Source organism: Paenibacillus pinisoli, assembly GCF_003605435.1.
GTDB classification, from domain to species: Bacteria; Bacillota; Bacilli; order Paenibacillales; family Paenibacillaceae; genus Pristimantibacillus; species Pristimantibacillus pinisoli.
Genome location: NZ_QXQB01000001.1, coordinates 477,332 through 495,903, shown reverse-complemented (window position 1 = coordinate 495,903; position 18,572 = coordinate 477,332). Strand labels below are relative to the sequence as shown.

At 45.1% G+C, this 18,572-nt stretch carries 22 protein-coding genes and 1 pseudogene; 21 read left to right on the top strand and 2 right to left on the bottom strand.

From position 1 onward, the window contains the following. The first annotated feature begins 45 nt into the window (after positions 1-45). The 8 genes and pseudogenes from D3P09_RS02400 (at position 46) to D3P09_RS02365 (ending at position 7,302) form a co-directional block, all read left to right on the top strand. Positions 46-753: a hypothetical protein gene (locus tag D3P09_RS02400; RefSeq protein WP_120106874.1), complete on the top strand. Its 708-nt coding sequence runs from the start codon at positions 46-48 to the stop codon at positions 751-753. A gap of 138 nt (positions 754-891) precedes the next feature. After that, entirely contained in the window at positions 892-1,530 is a 639-nt protein-coding gene (locus tag D3P09_RS02395) for a hypothetical protein (RefSeq protein ID WP_120106872.1), read from the top strand. Between the two features lie 275 nt (positions 1,531-1,805). Continuing rightward, a complete protein-coding gene (locus D3P09_RS02390) occupies positions 1,806-2,984 on the top strand; it encodes an IS110 family RNA-guided transposase (RefSeq protein ID WP_120108456.1) in 1,179 nt (392 codons plus the stop codon). 138 nt (positions 2,985-3,122) lie between these two features. Beyond that, positions 3,123-3,296: pseudogene (locus D3P09_RS02385) on the top strand (ParB N-terminal domain-containing protein); the annotation flags it as partial. 84 nt (positions 3,297-3,380) lie between these two features. Beyond that, positions 3,381-3,710, top strand: coding sequence for a nucleotide pyrophosphohydrolase (locus D3P09_RS02380; RefSeq protein WP_120106870.1), 330 nt, complete (start codon positions 3,381-3,383; stop codon positions 3,708-3,710). Positions 3,711-3,718: 8 nt separating this feature from the next. After that, a complete protein-coding gene (locus D3P09_RS02375; protein WP_243643872.1) occupies positions 3,719-4,702 on the top strand; it encodes an HNH endonuclease in 984 nt (327 codons plus the stop codon). A gap of 265 nt (positions 4,703-4,967) precedes the next feature. After that, on the top strand, positions 4,968-5,630 hold the full coding sequence (locus D3P09_RS02370) for a DUF4145 domain-containing protein (RefSeq protein ID WP_133304962.1): 663 nt from the start codon (positions 4,968-4,970) through the stop codon (positions 5,628-5,630). Positions 5,631-5,838: 208 nt separating this feature from the next. Beyond that, positions 5,839-7,302 carry an NUDIX domain-containing protein gene (locus D3P09_RS02365; protein WP_120106866.1) on the top strand — a complete coding sequence of 488 codons (1,464 nt, stop codon included), beginning with the start codon at positions 5,839-5,841 and terminating at the stop codon, positions 7,300-7,302. Between the two features lie 117 nt (positions 7,303-7,419). Here the strand turns inward: D3P09_RS02365 and D3P09_RS27335 are convergent, their stop codons facing one another. Then, the gene (locus tag D3P09_RS27335; protein WP_133304961.1) at positions 7,420-7,980 is read right to left on the bottom strand and encodes a hypothetical protein; all 561 of its coding nucleotides are present in this window, start codon (positions 7,978-7,980) and stop codon (positions 7,420-7,422) included. A 172-nt stretch (positions 7,981-8,152) separates the two neighbouring features. Further along, a complete protein-coding gene (locus D3P09_RS02355; protein ID WP_120106862.1) occupies positions 8,153-8,659 on the bottom strand; it encodes a hypothetical protein in 507 nt (168 codons plus the stop codon). Positions 8,660-8,738: 79 nt separating this feature from the next. On the opposite strand from D3P09_RS02355, the gene terS reads away from it, so the two are divergent. The 13 genes from terS (at position 8,739) to D3P09_RS02290 (ending at position 18,568) form a co-directional block, all read left to right on the top strand. Next, positions 8,739-9,617: a phage terminase small subunit gene (terS, locus tag D3P09_RS02350; protein WP_120106860.1), complete on the top strand. Its 879-nt coding sequence runs from the start codon at positions 8,739-8,741 to the stop codon at positions 9,615-9,617. Continuing rightward, positions 9,610-11,031, top strand: coding sequence for a DEAD/DEAH box helicase family protein (locus D3P09_RS02345; protein WP_120106859.1), 1,422 nt, complete (start codon positions 9,610-9,612; stop codon positions 11,029-11,031). The genes terS and D3P09_RS02345 overlap by 8 nt, the downstream gene beginning before the upstream one ends. 15 nt (positions 11,032-11,046) lie before the next feature. Beyond that, positions 11,047-12,546 (top strand): phage portal protein, encoded by a 1,500-nt coding sequence (locus D3P09_RS02340; protein WP_120106857.1) that lies wholly within the window; start codon positions 11,047-11,049, stop codon positions 12,544-12,546. A gap of 26 nt (positions 12,547-12,572) precedes the next feature. Further along, positions 12,573-14,126 (top strand): minor capsid protein, encoded by a 1,554-nt coding sequence (locus D3P09_RS02335; RefSeq protein WP_165867282.1) that lies wholly within the window; start codon positions 12,573-12,575, stop codon positions 14,124-14,126. Next, the gene (locus D3P09_RS27485; protein ID WP_165867281.1) at positions 14,123-14,275 is read left to right on the top strand and encodes a hypothetical protein; all 153 of its coding nucleotides are present in this window, start codon (positions 14,123-14,125) and stop codon (positions 14,273-14,275) included. Before D3P09_RS02335 ends, D3P09_RS27485 begins: the two co-directional genes overlap by 4 nt. Positions 14,276-14,326: 51 nt before the next feature. Continuing rightward, entirely contained in the window at positions 14,327-14,590 is a 264-nt protein-coding gene (locus D3P09_RS02330) for a hypothetical protein (RefSeq protein ID WP_120106853.1), read from the top strand. Positions 14,591-14,703: 113 nt separating this feature from the next. After that, the gene (locus D3P09_RS02325; protein WP_120106851.1) at positions 14,704-15,342 is read left to right on the top strand and encodes a phage scaffolding protein; all 639 of its coding nucleotides are present in this window, start codon (positions 14,704-14,706) and stop codon (positions 15,340-15,342) included. A gap of 5 nt (positions 15,343-15,347) precedes the next feature. Beyond that, positions 15,348-15,707, top strand: a complete 360-nt coding sequence (locus D3P09_RS02320) for a hypothetical protein (protein ID WP_120108452.1) — start codon at positions 15,348-15,350, stop codon at positions 15,705-15,707. A 24-nt stretch (positions 15,708-15,731) separates the two neighbouring features. After that, entirely contained in the window at positions 15,732-16,781 is a 1,050-nt protein-coding gene (locus D3P09_RS02315; protein ID WP_120106849.1) for a major capsid protein, read from the top strand. A 43-nt stretch (positions 16,782-16,824) separates the two neighbouring features. Further along, positions 16,825-17,100 (top strand): hypothetical protein, encoded by a 276-nt coding sequence (locus D3P09_RS02310; protein WP_120106847.1) that lies wholly within the window; start codon positions 16,825-16,827, stop codon positions 17,098-17,100. Continuing rightward, positions 17,097-17,480, top strand: a complete 384-nt coding sequence (locus D3P09_RS02305) for a DNA-packaging protein (protein ID WP_120106845.1) — start codon at positions 17,097-17,099, stop codon at positions 17,478-17,480. Before D3P09_RS02310 ends, D3P09_RS02305 begins: the two co-directional genes overlap by 4 nt. Beyond that, positions 17,477-17,848, top strand: coding sequence for a DUF6093 family protein (locus D3P09_RS02300; RefSeq protein ID WP_120106843.1), 372 nt, complete (start codon positions 17,477-17,479; stop codon positions 17,846-17,848). Before D3P09_RS02305 ends, D3P09_RS02300 begins: the two co-directional genes overlap by 4 nt. 318 nt (positions 17,849-18,166) lie before the next feature. Continuing rightward, positions 18,167-18,568 (top strand): HK97 gp10 family phage protein, encoded by a 402-nt coding sequence (locus D3P09_RS02290; protein WP_207892434.1) that lies wholly within the window; start codon positions 18,167-18,169, stop codon positions 18,566-18,568. Positions 18,569-18,572: the final 4 nt, after the last annotated feature.

Sequence of the window (18,572 nt, the reverse complement as noted above, 5' to 3'; positions counted from 1 at the left end):
AAACCGACACAACTCAAAAGTTGTTTATTTCAAGGAGGAAAACTATTGGCCAACATGTCTGGAAACAAACAGATAAATCGGCTCCACTTAATCTATATAAGTGTTTGTTTTGGAATTGTAGTCATATCAATTCTTACAGTAACAATTTGGCATGGTGAAGGGGCTGGAACTGGTCTTAATAATGCAGCAACTGCTTCATCAATTGTTCTTGCTGTTGTAGCTATTGTAATGACGATTGTTGATATAGCTGGACAGCGAAACACAATTGCAGATTTAAAGGAGACAGCAAAAGCTTTAGAAGAGAATTTAAACAAGACTAATAAAAGTCTTGAAATGGTTTCAACATTAGAAAGTAGACTAGAAAATTCAATGAATTCACTTCAAAAAAATCATGAAGAGCTTAGCAGAAGTATATCTGAACTGCAACATCGGTATGAGTCAAAAGGCGAGGATAGAATAGTAGAAGAGTTAGAAAAGCTCAAAAAGAATATATCAAACAGTATGCCTTCGCAATCTACTAATTCAAAAGAGTTAAACGATTTACGAATTAATTCGGAGAGACAACGTCAGATAAGAAAGGCAGTCCGTTCATTTCTCGAAGATAAAGAGGGGAGTTCTTTTTCTGAAATACTCGTGAGTCAGGAACTTTCGGAGATTTCAGCTATTCCTACCGAATTAAAAGCAGCTATGAAATATTTGTTACGAATAGGTGGCGTTATTGTTAGTAATGGAAAATATTCAATTAGAAATTAAAAAGCACCTTCGGGTGCTTTTTCTTTTAATCAATAAAAAGAGCCGGGGGTGCATCCCTCACAGCTCTCCTTCGAATTCTAGCATATATTGTCCGATATTGGAAGATGATGTATGATTGGGTTGAGAGGGGCATCGCATATGAAAACAAATACGCGTATTCAAAATCCACTTACTGTGATCGCTATATTTGCCGGACTTGCTGAGACAGCTGGGACAATTGTTCTAATAGGGCTGCCCATAGAAATTCAAAGGGTATTTGTTTGGTTTGTTATGCTTCTTCCGGTGTTACTCATAGTTTCGTTCTTTATGGTGCTGATTTTCAGACATAGGGTATTATATGCACCAAGTGATTTTTCAAACGAGCAATACTTCATGGATTTACATGAATCAAAGCAAAAACTAAGTGAAGTAGCAAAGGCTATTGAGGAATCGAAGAATATTGATTCTATGCCAGAAAGCGAAGCCTTAGGTGAATTGAAAAAGAAAATGGATAAGATTGCATCCACAGTCCATTCAGAACCTCAAGATTTTTCTTATGATTATTTGTTAGCAGTAGAACAGGGTAATAGAATCGTAAGGGTAAGGGATGAAATTAAAGATGCTCTAAAAAGAAAACCTAAAGGTATGTCATCTAATGAGATATTCAAAGTAACTTCTGCTAGTAGCATGGCGTATTTTCAATTACAGCTTAATGCGTTAGTACAAAATGGAGTAGTTATGAGGGTGAATGATACCTATTTACCAGGGCCCAACTTGCTAGGGACCATTTCTCAATAAATTATTAACTAGAAGTCGCTGATTAGCGGCTTTTTCGTATTATTAGGTCAACCAGAATATACTGGTTGGCCTATTTATTTAGGTATCTTATGATGGCGGTAGCCGGGAGAACGTGCGGCTTTTAGGGGCATTGACCCCGAAATAAAAACTGTTCTCCTACTACCTCCAATGACCATGTTTGAGCTGGTAGAGGCAGTGACCTCGTATCACAAGCGAAGCTATGGGTTTGGAACCATCGTAGGAGTGCCGGCGCAATTATGGCTAGGGAGGTTGTTATGGAACCGGTAGTAGGCTTAGACGTTTCAAAAGGCAATAGTGTTGTGCAGGCTTTTTTGGCACGAAATGAAGTGTTCGGGAAAATGGAGATGATCCCGCACGATGAATGGGGCTATTTGCAACTAGATCGTCTGCTAACGGAGTTGCGGAAGGAAACGGAGATGGAGCCAGTCATTATACTGGAAGCAACGGGGCATTATCATCGTGGACTTGTCCTGCACTTGAATCGACGTGGATGGAGACATATTATCATTAATCCGTTACAGTCGAAGCGAGCAAGAGGGACGCAACTTCGAAAGGTAAAAACCGATGCAGCCGATGCTTGGCATCTAGCGGAAATGTACTACCGAGGAGATGTAAAACCTCACCGAACGTGGGAAGAAGCGTACAGGGAACTTCAACATGTAACGAGGCAACATGAGTTTATCACTGGAATGTTTGTACAGGCTAAGTTAAACGCACGGGCATTGCTTGATCAGGTATTTCCGATGTACACACAACTGTTTCGGGATATATTTTCTGCTACCTCCTTACTAGTCTTGCAGCGATGTTTACGAGGTGAGACGCAAAATATGGATAAGGTGTTTGGTGGAGCGACTGGCAGGGCACGCTCAAAACAATGGGTAGGTGAGAAATTGAACCAACTTGAGCACTTGCTTGAGGATTGGATGACGCATCCTAAGAGTGACTCGCAAACGAAGGTTTTGGAGGGTATGATCGTTTTGTTACTGGCTTTTTTGGAGCAGTTAAACGATCTAGAGGAGCGAATGCAGCAATTAGCGAGTGAACTACCTGAAGTAGAGCTAGTGAAAAGCATACCGGGCGTTGGAGATAAGCTGGCAGCTACCATCATAGCGGAGATAGGCGATGCAAAACAGTTTAAAGACCCTAAACAGCTGGTGGCTTACGCGGGGCTAGACCCGGGCATATTTAGCTCGGGAAAGTTTACAGCAATGAGCAGCCGAATTACGAAAAGAGGATCTAAACGATTGAGGAGAGCTTTGTATTTAGCTGTACAATGTGGTCTTAGGCGGAGTGCGAACGTCAAGATCAAAGCATATTATGATAAGAAAAGGAAAGAGGGCAAGCCGTATAAGGTGGTTGTGATTGCTTGCGCCAACAAGCTTCTCCATCACGTTTATGCCATCCTCATTAAAGGCGAACCCTTCAAAACCTAACCATATTTACCCATAAACCTTCTTCTCCAATGAAGGTTTATTTGTTGTGCCTAGATTGAAGTATACCAGCAAATGAATTTCCAACCAAGATGAAATGCTTGACAAGTATTAGCTGGTTTTTATTGGAGGGAAAACATCATGAATATACAAACTATTTCGCTTGATAAGCTCAATCCAGCTACCTACAACCCGCGCGACGATCTGCAGCCAGGAGATCCGGAGTATGAGAAGCTTCGATGTAGCATCGAGACCTTCGGTTACGTCGAGCCGATCGTGTGGAACGAGCGCACAGGGAACATGGTGGGCGGTCACTAACCTCCTGTTCAGGGATTCATTTGCGAAAATTGGAGGAAAAACCTACCTTTTGTCGAATGTTGAAACAACGGGGTGAATATATTGAATGAGCTAATCAAAAAAATAGTTTCTTTTCGTGACGATAGAAATTGGAGCCAATATCATAACCCAAAGGATCTAGCCATTTCATTAAATCTTGAAGCTAGTGAGCTGCTCGAGCTTTTTCAGTGGAAAACCAGCGCTGACGTAGTTAAAGACAAGAAGGCAGAGTTACAAGATGAGTTGGCAGATATCATGTATTATGTCCTTCTAATGTGTCATGAGCTTGGAATAGATCCGGAGAAAGCATTAATTGAAAAGCTAAGGAAAAATAATGCGAAGTATCCAATTGATAAGTCGTTTGGGTCCAATAAAAAGTATACAGAACTATAGGAGGCTACATGAGCAAAGTATTATTACAACCGTCAGGAAATAAAGATGCTCGTGAACATTATGAAAATACGATTGAAAAGCCTGTATCGTTGTCCGTAATTGCACAATTTGTTTCGTCAGAATTATTAGAGCTCTTAAGTGAAATGTATCCGGATGAACTCATTCCTACTTGGGGAGTTACTCCAGGTAAAAATGAAGTCAATAGGAACAAATGGGATAGAATCGATTCAGGTGACGTTACATTGTTCTCAGCTAATGGGCATATCTTTAGTTCAGGTGTAGTAACAGTTAAACTGCACAACCGAGAATTAGCAGAACAACTTTGGGGATTTAACAATGCGGGAGAAACATGGGAATACATATACTTTCTTGATGAGATTCAACAGCATCAAATTCCATATTTGCAGTTTAATCAAATTGCAGGGTATGCAGATAACTTTATAATCCAAGGATTTTCTGTATTGACATCAGAGCGAAGCGAAAGAATACTGGAAGCATTTGATTTAAAGAGTGAGGTCTATCTCCCGGATGTTTCTGAAGAGGAGTACCAGAATGAGGTTATCCGTATAACTGCTGCTGATGATTTGGATATTGCGCATTCTGGAACGAGAAGGAAGGAACAGCCCTTTTTGCGCAGGCAACTTTTTAAAAATAGAAAACATGGGCATTGTGGAATATGTGGCAAAATGTACCCCGTAAACCTATTGATAGCTGCCCACATAAAGAATAGATCAAAATGTACGCAAGAAGAAAAATTGGATTATAAGCATATCGTCATGCCTATGTGTAAGTTCGGATGTGATGACCTGTACGAAAAAGGATATATTTTCATCCAAAATGGCGCAGTACGTAGAAATATGAGGAAAATGGCTACTCCTGATTTAACGAACAAATTAGTCGAGCTCGAAGGATTAATCTGCGGTCACTGGAATGAAGGAACTCAACCATATTTCGAGTGGCATGCGGATATTCATAATAAAGTAACAATCTAAGAACGCACACGTTGAATTCTTTTCTTTTTTTTGAAGGTAATGATATGCTGCGATACGAGAACAAAACCCAGATCGAGAGATCAACTCAGTTGATGATTTGTGAAAACTAATTGAGCTCGATATCGAACTGCAAAAGGGTCAATTATAGATTTTGCAAGTTTCTTGTATATTAAGTAAAATAATCATATGAAGGGATGTGATTAAACTGAGCCAGCAAGAGGTCTATCATGTACTTATTTGTTATCATTGTGTCAATAAGACACAAATGAAACAAATTGCACATTATGAAAGGGAAGCCGAAGAGTTTATTGTAGCTATGGGAAATCACTATCCAATTACATTCTATACTTATTGGGATTTATATCTTTGTCCAGTGTGTGATCAGGTAACATTATTGAAAACATCGAAAAACACCGAGGAACGTGACCCGGTAGATTATACACTGACACCGAGTGAAATAATTCTTTATCCAAATGTATCTCTTGAGGATGCAGGGATCCCCCAAAAAGTTAGGAAGTCATTTGAAGCAGCAATGCGAATCAAAAATGTTGAAGGAACACTTTGTGCAATAGGTGTTAGAAGAACACTCGAAATGATGTGTAAAGATAAGGGGGCTAGAGGGAAGGATCTATTTCATAAATTGAAAGATTTATCTGAAAAAGGAGTGCTTCCGCCCATAATCAATGATATGGCGAAAGTTCTAAGGGTGCTAGGAAACGAAGCTGCTCACGGAGACGATAGAGATTTCTCTGAAGAAGTAATTGAATCTATGATTAGATTTACACATGTAATCTTGGATTATGTATATAATCTGCCAGGACAACTATCTGGTATTCAAGTCAAAATGGGCAAATCTATTGAAAATGATGAAGTTTTGAGTGAACCGGGACCATATAAGCAAAATATAACTGTTTCAAAGGACACCTAGCGGTGTCTTTCTTTATTTGGAGGTGGTGATATGTAGTAGTAATCGACATCAATACTTTTGATAATTTACACAAGCTGAAAGAGCTCCCTATCAAACTACAGAAAGACACGAATTTTCTATGATACTGGGAAATATTGTAGAAAAGAAAAGGGAGTTGGCATGCCTTGTCGAATAATGAGTAATCAACTGTTTCGAGAGGGTGTGCGAGTTGGATATTAATCATGCTATTCAGTTTGTTGTTGATGAAGTCGAGTCTCCGGCACTAGAACATCCTTTGCTTGAAAAGGAATTTAAAAATAAGGTTACTCGATCAAAAATAGTAGTACATCGAATGAAAAAAATTGGTGACCTGGCAAGATACCTTCAGCGGTTTGAAACGGTACCACCACCAAGCGATCCTAAAAGAAAGCTGTACGATCGTTTTAAATCACTAGGGTTAAAGACATATGAGGATCTCTATCCAGAATTCGTTAAGGTATTTGCTCACGGCCTTGATGATGTGACTGTTCTTGACGACTTTATTATTGGGAAAGATTATTCTTCATGGGACATTTCAATCTTTTCTCAAACCTATGATACACAATCAGGCATTTATCTGATCGGTGATGAGCCTAATTATCTAGCAATTTTCATCAAGGCTACTTTCTCAGACGGGAAATATCCAAATGAGTGGATCCAAAAGTATGATGTTCTAAAATACTATATGTACAGTTTGAATAATGTTTTCAAATCGGACTACAAATACAATGCAGCGATCATCAATTCGCCAAAATATGATGTACCGATTTACGTGTTTGAGAAACAAGCTGAAAAATGCTTATTGAAAGGCATCTACAAATATGAACGGGATGAGGGTAACCCTGTTGATGGGTCAAAGTGGTTTATCCTAAATAAAGTGAATTCATTTGATACCAAAAAAGCAGTTACCCACCGTGAGTATGAACAAGAAGTAAGTAAGCAAGTAACTATTTCAAAAACGCGGAATAGGGCTGAGCGTCGTGAAAGACTTCAAACGGCTCCAAAAGCTCCTGGTACTGTGACGGTAACTTCGACCCAGTTCGTGAGAAACGGCGATGTGATCGTTGAAGTATTAGAAAGAGCAAGAGGTATTTGCGAGGAATGTAAGAAGCCAGCTCCATTCTTGAGAAAGGACTTAACGCCATTCCTTGAAGTCCACCATGTAGAGCCATTATCGGAAGGTGGAGAGGATACGGTTGAGAATGCAAAAGCGTTATGTCCAAATTGTCACCGGGCTGCACACCATGCTGCTGATGTTGTCACTGTTACCGCAGCGATCATCATGGATGAAGGTAAAGTGCTAATTGCAAAGCGAGCTAGTGACGGAATAACGCCGGGCTTGTGGGAGTTCCCGGGTGGTAAAGTTGAAGGGCAGGAGAGTTTAGAACAGTGCCTGCGAAGGGAGATTAAGGAGGAACTTGGCGCAACAATTCGAGTACAAAAGTATTTCGGCGAGAGTATTTTTCAAAACAGTAAAGCTATCTACAGAATCATGGCTTTCTATGCCAAGATTCTAAAAGGAGATATTCAATCTAATATTCACGATGAATTAAAGTGGGTTGATATTTCAGAGTTAAGTCAATATTCATTTTTGCCCGCAGATATCACTTTTGTTGAGGAATTACAAAGAAGAGCAAGCAAATGGAAAAAGTAATCTTAAGCCCGCCTACAAGCGGGCTATTATTTACTTGCATTTTTTGAGGGGGAGATGGACAACGGCGGCAAGATGCAAGGAACTGGGAACGCGATTTTCAGAAAAACCTGATCGAGTTCAATACAGTCGACGACCTGAGGAAGCTAATAGAACATGATATTGAGCTTCAGAAAGATGAACCGTAACAGGCTGCTCTCTTTCGACTTCATCAATTACAACAACAAACTTATTTCTGAATAATTTGCTGCTTTCTTCAAATTTCAAATGAAAGATAAAAGCGATGAACATCATTGAAATTATTATTAATGTTTCCACAATAGATTCTATGTACAAGTCTGAACTTTTTAAGACTGAAGGCTCCATCCATGAATTAAACAATGCTATCCCTGCAAGTATAATTGCTATGAAGCTTAACATGCTGTTAATCATCTTGGATGTGAAGGAATCTTCGTTATTATACTTCACATTCAATTTTAGTTTCCTGAATACATCTGGTGGTAGTTGGCTTAATTCTGTAAATAATAGTTCCATATCGCTTAATAATTTCTTTTGCATTCTTTTTGAAATGCCCCGTCTGAAGCATTTAAATATATTTGATTTGATCTTTAAATGTGTTAACCATTCAAAAATAATAATTATGAAGCAAGCCAAAAATGAAATTATTATTGTAAAATACAAAATCAACTCTCCTTTTTGTAAAAACTCGGAATCATACTTTAGTTATCGGCAGCGGTGGCAAGTTGCTAGAACATATCGAGGATTTGAGTGCGAGATATTCAAGATAAGTGAATCGACACCAATACTGTTGATTAAGCTGATTGAGATGGGTATTGAGCTGCATAAAGCAGGCTTATTTTGACTCTTTTCGTTCCACCTCTGCTACAGCAGTGAGGTGGAGTTGCAGAAGCTTGCGTCGCCTTTGATCTACTGCGAGATGGATAGAGTAGATGAATGAAACCGCAATTACTACTGCTGATAGCATTTCCATATTCTCTATTTCTTTGCTCAATTGCTTTAACTGAGAGTCGGGATCTAGCAGTCCTGCTGACGATGCTGTTATTATGGCCATCATCGCCAGAACAATCGGTAATACAGTGAAAATTGTGGTTATGGCGTTTTTTAACACAGTGTCAGGTTCAATAGCTCTTAAACAAAGCTTAGCTTGTTGTAGGACATCCGGATCTAATGATTTGTAATTATAATAAATAGTCATGATGTCATCCTGACGGATATCTCTATCGTTTTTCTCATTTCTCGTCATATTTCTATAGATTTTCTTCTTGAGTTTTCTGAAATCTCTTAGTTCAGTAAACAAAGCAATGGCTGATACTGCGAGCAGCAAATAGTAATAGATCATATCGATACTCCTTTCTTTTAAATGAGTTATCGGCAAATAATCGATGGTAGGTAACAACAAGTGGGGGTGGTGATATGTAGTGGGGAAAGCACGCGACCCAAACAGAGATAGGGCCAAGGAGTTCTGGCAAGAACATGGTGGGGATATCACGAATCGCCGAATTGCGGAGCTACTTGGCATCGATGAAAAGAAGGTCGCTGTATGGAAGCAGCGCGATAAGTGGAATGTTGTACAACAAGATGAATCGAATGTTGTACAACAAAAAAAGAAGGGCGCGCCGAAAGGTAACAAGAACGCTGTCGGCAACAAAGGTGGAGCGCCGAAGGGTAATCAGAACGCTAAGGGTAATCGCGGCGGATCTGGTGGCCCGGCAGGGAATAAGAAGGCCGTCCGTACTGGTGAGCATGAATCCATATGGTGGGATACGCTTGACGAGGAGGAGCAGGAGCTGCTGGGCGAGATCGACACCGATCCGATCCGTCAGGCTGATGAGTCCATCACGCTTTTGACCATCCGCGAACGACGTATGCTTCAGCGGATTAAAAAGCTGACGGAAGGCCTCACGGAGAAGGAACGCAACGTTCTTTATGAGCTTAAAACGACGAAGGATGTCGCTATTGTGCATGATGAGAAATCTGGGCATACAAGGAAGATTCCTGTATCACGCGATGAATTGGTTAAGTCAAAAGTAGAAATTAATACCTACCGCAAGCTGGATGACATTCTAAAACTTGAAGAAGCCCTCACTCGTGTTCAAGATAAAAAGTTAAAGGCTATTGAGCTGAAGAACAGGCTTACTGCAACAGATGAAGAAAAGGAAGTGCGTACAGCAATCCTTCAAATCGAGTTGCAGCAGCTGCAAGGCGGTGCAGGTGCAACGCAAAGCTGGACGGAGGCACTGAAGGAAATCGCAGAGCGGCGTAAGGCGAAACGGGCTGAGGTGACGGCTAATGAGTAAGCCATACAATGTCGTCTCAGATATCGCGCAATTGCTCGAACTTTATTGGGATGACCCTGTTGCTTTCGGTGAGGATATGCTTGGCTTCGAGCCGGATGAATGGCAGCGAGCGGTCATGATGGATGTGGCGCTGTATCGTCTAACGAGCGTGCGATCAGGTCAGGGTGTTGGAAAAACAGGGCTTGAGGCTTCCCTTATTATTTGGTACTTGTGTTGCCGGCCCAATTGCCGTGTTGTTTGTACTGCTCCGACGAAACAACAGCTTAATGATGTGCTATGGGCAGAAGTGGCCAAATGGCTTGAAACATCCATGGTCAAAAACCTGCTCAAATGGACGAAGACCAAGGTTTATATGATTGGCCATGAGAAACGATGGTTCGCTACGGCTAGAACGGCGACTAAGCCAGAGAACATGCAAGGCTTTCACGAAGACTATATGTTATTTATTGTCGATGAAGCTTCCGGTGTGGCGGATCCAATCATGGAAGCCATTATGGGTACGTTGACTGGCGATGAGAATAAGTTGTTGATGTGCGGGAACCCGACTCGGACGAGTGGGGTTTTTTATGATTCCCATAATCGCGATAGAGGTCGCTTCCGAACACATAAGGTAGATAGCCGGACTAGTAATCGGACAAGCAAAGAAAACATCCAAATGCTTATTGATAAGTACGGCGCAGAGAGTGATGTCGTTCGGGTCCGGGTGTATGGTGAGTTTCCGAAGGCTGAGGCGGATGCCTTCATTGCACTTGAACTAGCCGAGATGGCCGCGGGCGCGAATATTGATCCCACTGGAGACGTTCTACACCTGGGCGTCGACGTTGCTCGCTTTGGTGATGACGAGACCGTCATTGCGCCACGTATCGGCATGAAGGTGTTCAAGCTCAAATGCCATAACAAACAGGATACCATGGTGACGGCCGGCTGGGTGATCGCTCTGGCACGGGACATGATCCGAAAGTATTCTCAGCTCCGCAATGTAGAAATCAAGGTCGACGACAGCGGTGTTGGTGGCGGGGTTACAGACCGGCTGAATGAAGTCATCCGGGAGGAAGGCTTGAAGGGCTGGCGTGTGACACCGATTAATAACGGGAGTAAGCCGACCCATAAGGAAGAGGAGCATTACGAGAATCGAGGCACGGAAACATGGGCAGATTTGCGCGATCTTCTGCAGGAGTCCTTCTCTAAACATATTCAGGGTCAACCAGTTTCGCTAGAGTTACCGAACGATGAGCGTCTGGTGACGCAACTCACGCAGCGCAAGTATCGCATGACCAGTAAGGGGAAAATTGCTCTTGAACGTAAGGAAGATATGAAAAAACGCGGACTGGATTCCCCGGACAGGGCGGATGCAGTCGTTTTGGCGTTCGCGCAACCGGAACGCGGAGGTGTATTCTTCCCGAATCAGAGATGAAAGGAGGGTTTATCAATGTCATGGCCATTTGGTGATGAGCAGCAAAAAGAAATCGAAGACATCATAATCCGCGGTGCAAGGACTGCCGCCACGCTGGAGCAGATAATTCAATTGGAAGTCGGGGATTGGCGTAACTCTGAAAAGAGAAATTGGATGGGTATCGGCGAGCGGTACTATCTAAACAAACCGGACATCCTAGAGCGTAAACGGACGGCGATCGGAGCTGATGGTGCTAAGGTGGTCGTTGGTAATCTGGCCAACAATAAATTGGCCAACGCCTTTGTGCGGAAGCTCGTCGACCAAAAGGTGGGCTATTTACTAGGCAAACCGTTAAGTATACAGACGGATAATCAGACCTATGCCGATGCGCTGGGAGAGATATTCGATAAGGCTATGCTGCGCCGGCTTCAGAGCACTGGCAAGGAGGCTGTAAACAAGGGGATTGCTTGGTGGTTCGTGTATTACGACGAAGCAGGAAACCTGAGTTTTAGGAAAATGCGTAGTGAGGAAATCATCCCTTTATGGGCTGACGAAGCGCACACAATTCTGGATGCAGTCATCCGTGACTATGAAGTCTTAGTGTATGAAGGATTGCAGCGTAAGACGGTCCGTAAAATCGAGTGGTGGGATAGGCAAGGTGTGCGGCGATATGTTGTCGAAGGTACTGGACTTGCGCCTGACGTTGATGCTGGAGCACTTGATTCACACTTCACGTTAGTAAATGGGGATCAGGAACAGGGGACGAATTGGGAGCGCATCCCCTTCATCGCTTGGAAGTATAACGAAGAGGAGCAACCGCTTGTCGAGATTATCAAATCGTTGGCAGATGACTACGATCGTAATAAATCTGATAACTCGAACAATCTGGAGGATCTCCCGGACAGCATTTATGAGGTTACAAATTATGATGGGACCGATCCGGGAGAGTTCAGAAAGAATCTCTCAACATACCGAACGGCGTTTGTGTCTCAAGGCGGTGGGATAAAGGCTATTAAACTGGACCTCAATACCGAGGCCTACAAGACACACATGGAACAAGCGCGAAAGGATATTTATGAATTTGGCCGCGGCGTCGATACACAGGGTGTGGACATCGGCAGTGCGCCGTCAGGCATTGCGCTTAAGTTCTTATATTCGGATCTCGATCTGGATGCCAGTCTCATGGAGACGGAGTTTCAGGCATCGCTGGAGCAGCTCCTTTGGTTTATTGATACGCATCTGCACAATACGACTCATTCGGATTACAGCGAGGAGAAAGTCTCCTTCGTCTTTAATAAGGACATGCCTACGGATGAATCAGCCATCATCACAGCAATCAAGGACAGCATAGGCATACTTTCAGACGAGACTCTTATCACGCAGCATCCATGGGTTACGGATGTTCTGGAAGAGCTAAAGAGGATCGAGAAGCAGAAGAAAGAAGCCTTGAAGCGAATGGAAGGCGCGTATGGTGGCCTACCTCCTAACCAGCCAAATGACGGGGACGAGGATGACGACGAAGGCGATGAAGAATGAGGTCCGCTGATTACTGGGCACGCCGCATGGAAAATTTGAATGAGGCAGAGCTTAAAAGAGGCGAGGACTACATCCGGGTACAACGTCTCGAGTACGATAAAGCCATGGCGCGCATCCAGAAGGAGACTCAGTCATGGTACGGCCGATTAGCTGAAAACAACAATGTCAGCATGGCGCAGGCGCGTAAACTATTAGGCGATAATGAGCTTCAGGAATTTCGCTGGTCGTTAGAAGACTACATCAAAGCTGGTCGTGAGAATGCTGTTGACCAAAGATGGATTAAGCAACTCGAAAATGCCAGTGCAAAGGTTCATATCACCCGTCTGGAAGAGCTTGAAACGAAGATTCAGCAAGAAGTCGAACTACTAGCCGCCAGCCGTGTGAAGGGTACCTCGGAAGTCCTAGGCAATATCTATAAGGATGGTTACTACAAGGGAATATACGAGGTGCAACGCGGAACCGAAGTAGGAGTTCCATTTGCAAAGTTGGATGTTCGTCAAATTGATAAGGTACTTGCAAAGCCATGGGCGCCTGATGGGCGCAATTTTTCGGAACGTATTTGGGGCGATAGGGACAAGCTGCTAAATGAGTTACAAACTGTGCTGACACAGGATTTGATCCGTGGTGAGCCGTCAGACAGGGTCATCGCAGACTTTGCCGATAAGATGGGAGTAAGCAAGAGTGCTGCTGAGCGACTTGTACTGACAGAGGCTGCATACTTTAGCGGTCAATCACGTATTGACGGTTACAGGGAGACCGGGGTCACGCATTATAAGTTTGTTGCGACGTTAGATAATCGCACGTCTGATAAGTGTCAGGGTTTGGACGGCGCGATTATACCACTGGAGGAGGCAGAGGCTGGCGTTAACTACCCACCAGTGCATGCCTACTGCCGTTCTACGACTATTCCTCATTATGATGATGAGAAGGAGGTGGGGGAACGAGCTGCGAGAGATAAGGACGGTAAGACTTATAGTGTGCCCGGGAACATGACGTACAAGGATTGGGTAGCTATGCATGCGCCGAAGGATGCTTTAGAGCCTGTCACGGCTGCAACCCCAGCCCCAACATCTCCCCCTAAAGTGAAGACGTCCGAGCTACCGCAAGAAGCGTCTGTACCGTTAACAAAGGTTGAAGAGGCGGCTGTTACCCGCTATATTGATGGAGAGTCGTATGCCGTTAATGATAAACTGCGAATTGGTCAGCCACTCGCTGCAAATGAAATGGAGTTGGTGGAGCGGCTGGATAGCGCAATATCAAAACTTCCGAAGTATACCGGGGACGTGTCGAGATCGCTTCACTTTGCAGCCGAAGAATCTCTTATAGAGTTTTTGAAAGATATCAAACCCGGCGCTGTGTTGCAATACCCGCAAAACATCTCTATGACAGCAAAAACTGCTTATAATCCTGATGCACAGATTCTATTTTATATTCTGTCAGCTGCACTCGGCGCAGATTTGACCAAGCTTAATCCTGGCGAGTTGGAAGTGGTTTATGGCAGAGACTTTCCGTTTGAAGTAGTAGCGATAGAGGTATTAAACGGTGTGCATCATATTCTCTTGCGGGAGATGATGAAATGAAAAAGGTTTTTTCAGACGATCGATGGAATGATACATCCGCTCCTAAAGTAATTGGCGAACGCGATGTATCGGACGAAGAGCAGTCCGAGCATCAGCAGCGCCTTCGTGATCATTTGAAAAAAATCGGAATAAAATCAGGACACGAATGAAGCACTCACGCTTAAGGCGAGGGTGCTTTTTTCGTGGCAGGAGGGTGGATCATGCCGCAGCGTTACAAAAAAGAAGTGTACATTGATGTTATTGAGTTTGACAATACACCAGGTAACCCTCAAGCGATCATTGACTTCACTGGTTATCCGATTGCTATCGAGTATCCCGGCGAAGTGGTGCAATTGCGCGTTATAAGAGGGGCGTATAGTGTATTGGTTGCCAAGGTTGGCCAACTCATTGTTAAGGAGCCGAGCGGGCAGCTGCGAGTTTGTGACCGCGAATCAATCGAGGCGGAATACACACCAGTAGATTAATGGGCCGCGGCTGAGACTACCGGGGCCTTCGTCGTTTCCCGCGACGAAAAATAACGGGGCATCACCGGACGCGACCGGGATAACAAGCGAAGATGATATGGAGGGATAGAGTAATGACCAAAGAACAATTTATCGCATTGGGGCTTACTGAGGAGCAGGCTGAGAAAGCTGCTGCAGCGTCTGCGGAGGAGCTGAAAGGCTATATTCCGAAGGCTCGCTTCGACGAAGTCAACGACGCCAAAAAGCAAGCTGAGAAGGACCGAGATGCTGTGTCAGGGCAGCTTGAGGGACTGAAAAAATCTGCAGGAGACAACGAGGAGCTAAAACAGCAAATCGAGAAACTCCAAGGTGACAACAAGTCCGCAAAGGAAAAGTATGAGGCTGACGCTAAAGAGCTTAGGCTAAGTACTGCTGTTAAACTTGCACTTGCCGGCAAGGTGCATGATCCGGATATTGTAGCCGGGTTGCTCGACAAAACGAAAATTGAATTGGACGACAACGGCGGCGTGAAAGCTGGACTGGATGACCAACTCAAAGCCCTGCAAACAAGCAAGGCTTTTTTGTTTGTATCGGAAGACGCGGGCACAGCCGGAAACTCCTTTCAGTTCAAAGGTTTTAAACCGCATGAAGGCGCGGGAGGTTCTGGCGGCGGCTCCAAGGATAAAGCCAGTGACTTCGGAAAACATGTAGCCGATTATGCTAGAGCCAATTCCGCTACATCTGATGCACAAAAATCTTATTTTGGAGGTTGATGCAGGTGAGTAAATTCGTAACAACGACTTATGGGAATCGCAAGGAAATTCTCAAATTCCCGGACCATTACGTTAATATGCCAATCACCGTCGACAATGCGGGAGTAACTGCAAATGCAGATGGAAAAAAGATTGTTCCTGCCGGCACGATCCTGGGCGGTGGCGTGATTACCGACCCTTCGAAGTTGGCGGTAAAGTCTAATGACGCCACCGCTGAGGGAGTACTCTTTTACGATGTCGATGTGACACACGGACCAGCACCGGGGGCGCTGATCATTCACGGCTTTATCGATCTGGCAAAGATCCCAGACGTTCCGGACGCTGCCGCTGTAACGGCACTGAATCAAATTACATTTATCGCCTAATGGCGGAGAGGAGATTTTTCATATATGCCTACTATTTTTGACTATGTGACAGCGCCGGCACTCGCCGCTTACATCGCCAATAACCCCAGTAACAACATCCCATACCTGGGAGCGGCGCTGTTCCCGCCTCGTAAGAAACTGGGCCTCGACCTAAGTTGGATCAAAGGGGCGCGCGGCGTGCCTGTCTCGCTGCAGCCATCCGCGTTTGATGCTAAAGCTACGCTGCGCGATCGTATCGGCTTTGCGAAAATTGAGACGGAAATGCCGTTCTTCCGAGAGTCTATGCGACTGGGTGAAAAAGATCGTCAGGAGTTGCTGCGGTTGCAGGACAACAGCAACGACCAGTACGTCATGCCGCTGATCACGCAGATTTTTGACGATCGTGCGCAGCTCGTAGAAGGCGCGCAAGTCGTCCCCGAGCGGATGATCATGCAGCTTCTGTCTAGCGGACATATTCGAATAACGTCAAACGAAACGCGCCAGGATTACGATTACAATTACGGTTTTGCGGGCAGCCACAAAGAAACGCTGACAGGTTCTGCACGCTGGAGTGATTCGAGTAGTACGCCGATTCAGGACATTCAGCGATGGAAGAAAATCATCAATGGAGACACCGGAGCCTCGCTGACGCGTGCGATCTGTACGGAAAAAACATGGGGCTATTTGATGCAGCACCCGTCAATTCGGCTTGATATGAACCCGATCGGCGGCCAGAACGTTATCATGACGGATGAACTGCTTCACGCATACCTCTTCAACAAATTGAAGATCCGGGTTTCCGTATACAACAAAATCTATGGCTTGCAAGATGGCAGCACACATCAGTTCTTCCCTGATGATTTCTTTACGCTCATTCCGGACGGTAACCTGGGCAGCACGTGGTACGGCACGACGCCGGAAGAAGCTGACCTGATGGCCGGGGCGACGGTAGCTGAAGTGTCTATCGTAAACACGGGCGTGGCCGTCACTACGATCAAAGAGCCACATCCGGTCAACGTCGAGACGATTGTGTCTGAGATTGTCCTTCCATCCTTTGAGACAATGGATACTGTCTTTATTGCGAAAGTAGCTTAGGGGGGCTTATGCCCCTCTCATTTACAATGAAAGGAGAATGAAGATGACGAGAAAAAAGAACGAGTCAACCGATCTACAACAGGACTTGCTGGAGGATTCACAAGCTGGGCTTGACCAAACGAAAGAAGGAGTTGCCCCTGAAAATTCTCCTGAACACAACGACCATTCGCAGGATCCGCCGCAAACGGTCAGAGTTGAATTTTTGACGAATGTGAAGCATGACACTGATTATTACCGAGCTGGGCAAAGGGAAGATCTGCCGAAGCAAGTGTTTGATACACTCTTAGCGGCTAAGGCGGTTCGAAGGCTGGGCGAATGATCGCGGCAAAAGACGTCTGGGAGATCGTGAAGCTACGGCTTGATCTCACAGATGACTCTCGTAAACCCCTTATCGATACGTACATTGCCGAGATTGAGCACCGAATCAAGCATTACTGCAATATCCGGCGGTTGCCCGACGGGTTGCTGTATGTTTGGGCGTCCATGGTTGTTGATGCTGTCCGTGTGGACTTGCCGCATGTGGACGAGATCGATGATACCGTCGGCGGCCAGTCCGCAAATGTGAAGGTGGGCGATACCTCAGTATCCGGCAGCGGAGGCGGCGGGCTTACCAATACAGCTAAGACCGGAATCGATCAGGTAGTGTTTAATTACAAGGCGGATCTCAATCGTTATCGACGATTGGGGTGGGGGCCGTGATCAATTACCGCCGGCATCGCCGCCAGATCGAGAAGATGTATGAGGACCGGGTGACGATAAGCCGCTATGAATCTATTAAGGACCCAAATACGCGAGAGACTAAGCAGCAGCCGATACCGCTGTATGAAAACAAGCCTTGCAAGCTCTCTCAGAGCGGCTTGGCGCGTAACGGCCAAACCGAGGCGCAAAATGACCTGCAGTACGATGCCAAATTGTTTATCTCTCCCGATTTGGAGATCAAGCAGGGCGACGTCATTGATGTCACGCGGGCGGCTACTGGCAGAGTGGAGACGTACACTGCCGGCGAGCCGTTCCCGCCGTATAGCAGCCATCAAGAAGTCAATCTGACGGCTAAGGGGTGGGCGTGATGCTAGACATTAAGGACATTCCGCGTCCTATCAGTAACGCCATTACTTTGAGCATCCATTTGGCGGATGGCAGTATATTTGTTCAAGAGCTATCCGTGGAGGAGTCTGAAGGTGCGCAATCATTTTTAGAATGGTATCGTAAACCCGGGCGCGCCAAAGTGTGGACTTGGCAGGTCCCTTCCGAATCTACTCTGCATGCCCTACATCATTCACATATCATTGGAGTTGATATGGAGGGCTACATCGAGCCGGAGGGCCGATCTTCGAAGTGGTACGAACGCATTCTGGACAGATGGTATGTGTGGAGGTGGGCACGCCGTGGCTCCGGGTAAGGGCGGGTTTGCGGAACTGTACAAGCTGCGCGACGGCCTGAATGAAATGAAAAAGGACGTAGCAGCGTTTATTGTTGATTGCATACGAGAGCTTGCTAACAGGTTGCTCGCCAAGACGGTTCCGCGGACTCCGGTTGATATGGGCGAGCTGCGCCGGGGATGGACGATCGGCGAAGTGGTTGTGACCTCGGCAGGCGCCGAGATCGAAGTGTTTAACCCGGTCTACTATTCCCCGTATGTCGAGTATGGCCATAGGACTCCGAATCATAAGGGATGGGTGGAGGGCCGCTTTATGATGACCATTTCAATCGAGGAGTTGGAACGGGAGTTGCCTGCAATATTGGAGAAAAAGATGAGTCGCTTTATCGAGAAGTACCTGGGGAGATGATGCC

What these genes read in the sequence shown, in the direction of transcription:
- D3P09_RS02305 (WP_120106845.1), top strand. Translation starts at nt 17,097, where the DNA reads ATGATCGCGGCAAAAGACGTCTGGGAGATCGTGAAGCTACGGCTTGAT.
- D3P09_RS02395 (WP_120106872.1), top strand. Translation starts at nt 892, where the DNA reads ATGAAAACAAATACGCGTATTCAAAATCCACTTACTGTGATCGCTATA.
- D3P09_RS27485 (WP_165867281.1), top strand. Translation starts at nt 14,123, where the DNA reads ATGAAAAAGGTTTTTTCAGACGATCGATGGAATGATACATCCGCTCCT.
- D3P09_RS02340 (WP_120106857.1), top strand. Translation starts at nt 11,047, where the DNA reads ATGTCATGGCCATTTGGTGATGAGCAGCAAAAAGAAATCGAAGACATC.
- D3P09_RS02335 (WP_165867282.1), top strand. Translation starts at nt 12,573, where the DNA reads ATGGAAAATTTGAATGAGGCAGAGCTTAAAAGAGGCGAGGACTACATC.
- D3P09_RS02375 (WP_243643872.1), top strand. Translation starts at nt 3,719, where the DNA reads ATGAGCAAAGTATTATTACAACCGTCAGGAAATAAAGATGCTCGTGAA.
- D3P09_RS02390 (WP_120108456.1), top strand. Translation starts at nt 1,806, where the DNA reads ATGGAACCGGTAGTAGGCTTAGACGTTTCAAAAGGCAATAGTGTTGTG.
- D3P09_RS02310 (WP_120106847.1), top strand. Translation starts at nt 16,825, where the DNA reads ATGACGAGAAAAAAGAACGAGTCAACCGATCTACAACAGGACTTGCTG.
- D3P09_RS02370 (WP_133304962.1), top strand. Translation starts at nt 4,968, where the DNA reads ATGAAACAAATTGCACATTATGAAAGGGAAGCCGAAGAGTTTATTGTA.
- D3P09_RS02315 (WP_120106849.1), top strand. Translation starts at nt 15,732, where the DNA reads ATGCCTACTATTTTTGACTATGTGACAGCGCCGGCACTCGCCGCTTAC.
- D3P09_RS02330 (WP_120106853.1), top strand. Translation starts at nt 14,327, where the DNA reads ATGCCGCAGCGTTACAAAAAAGAAGTGTACATTGATGTTATTGAGTTT.
- D3P09_RS02325 (WP_120106851.1), top strand. Translation starts at nt 14,704, where the DNA reads ATGACCAAAGAACAATTTATCGCATTGGGGCTTACTGAGGAGCAGGCT.
- D3P09_RS02345 (WP_120106859.1), top strand. Translation starts at nt 9,610, where the DNA reads ATGAGTAAGCCATACAATGTCGTCTCAGATATCGCGCAATTGCTCGAA.
- D3P09_RS02355 (WP_120106862.1), bottom strand. Translation starts at nt 8,659, where the DNA reads ATGATCTATTACTATTTGCTGCTCGCAGTATCAGCCATTGCTTTGTTT.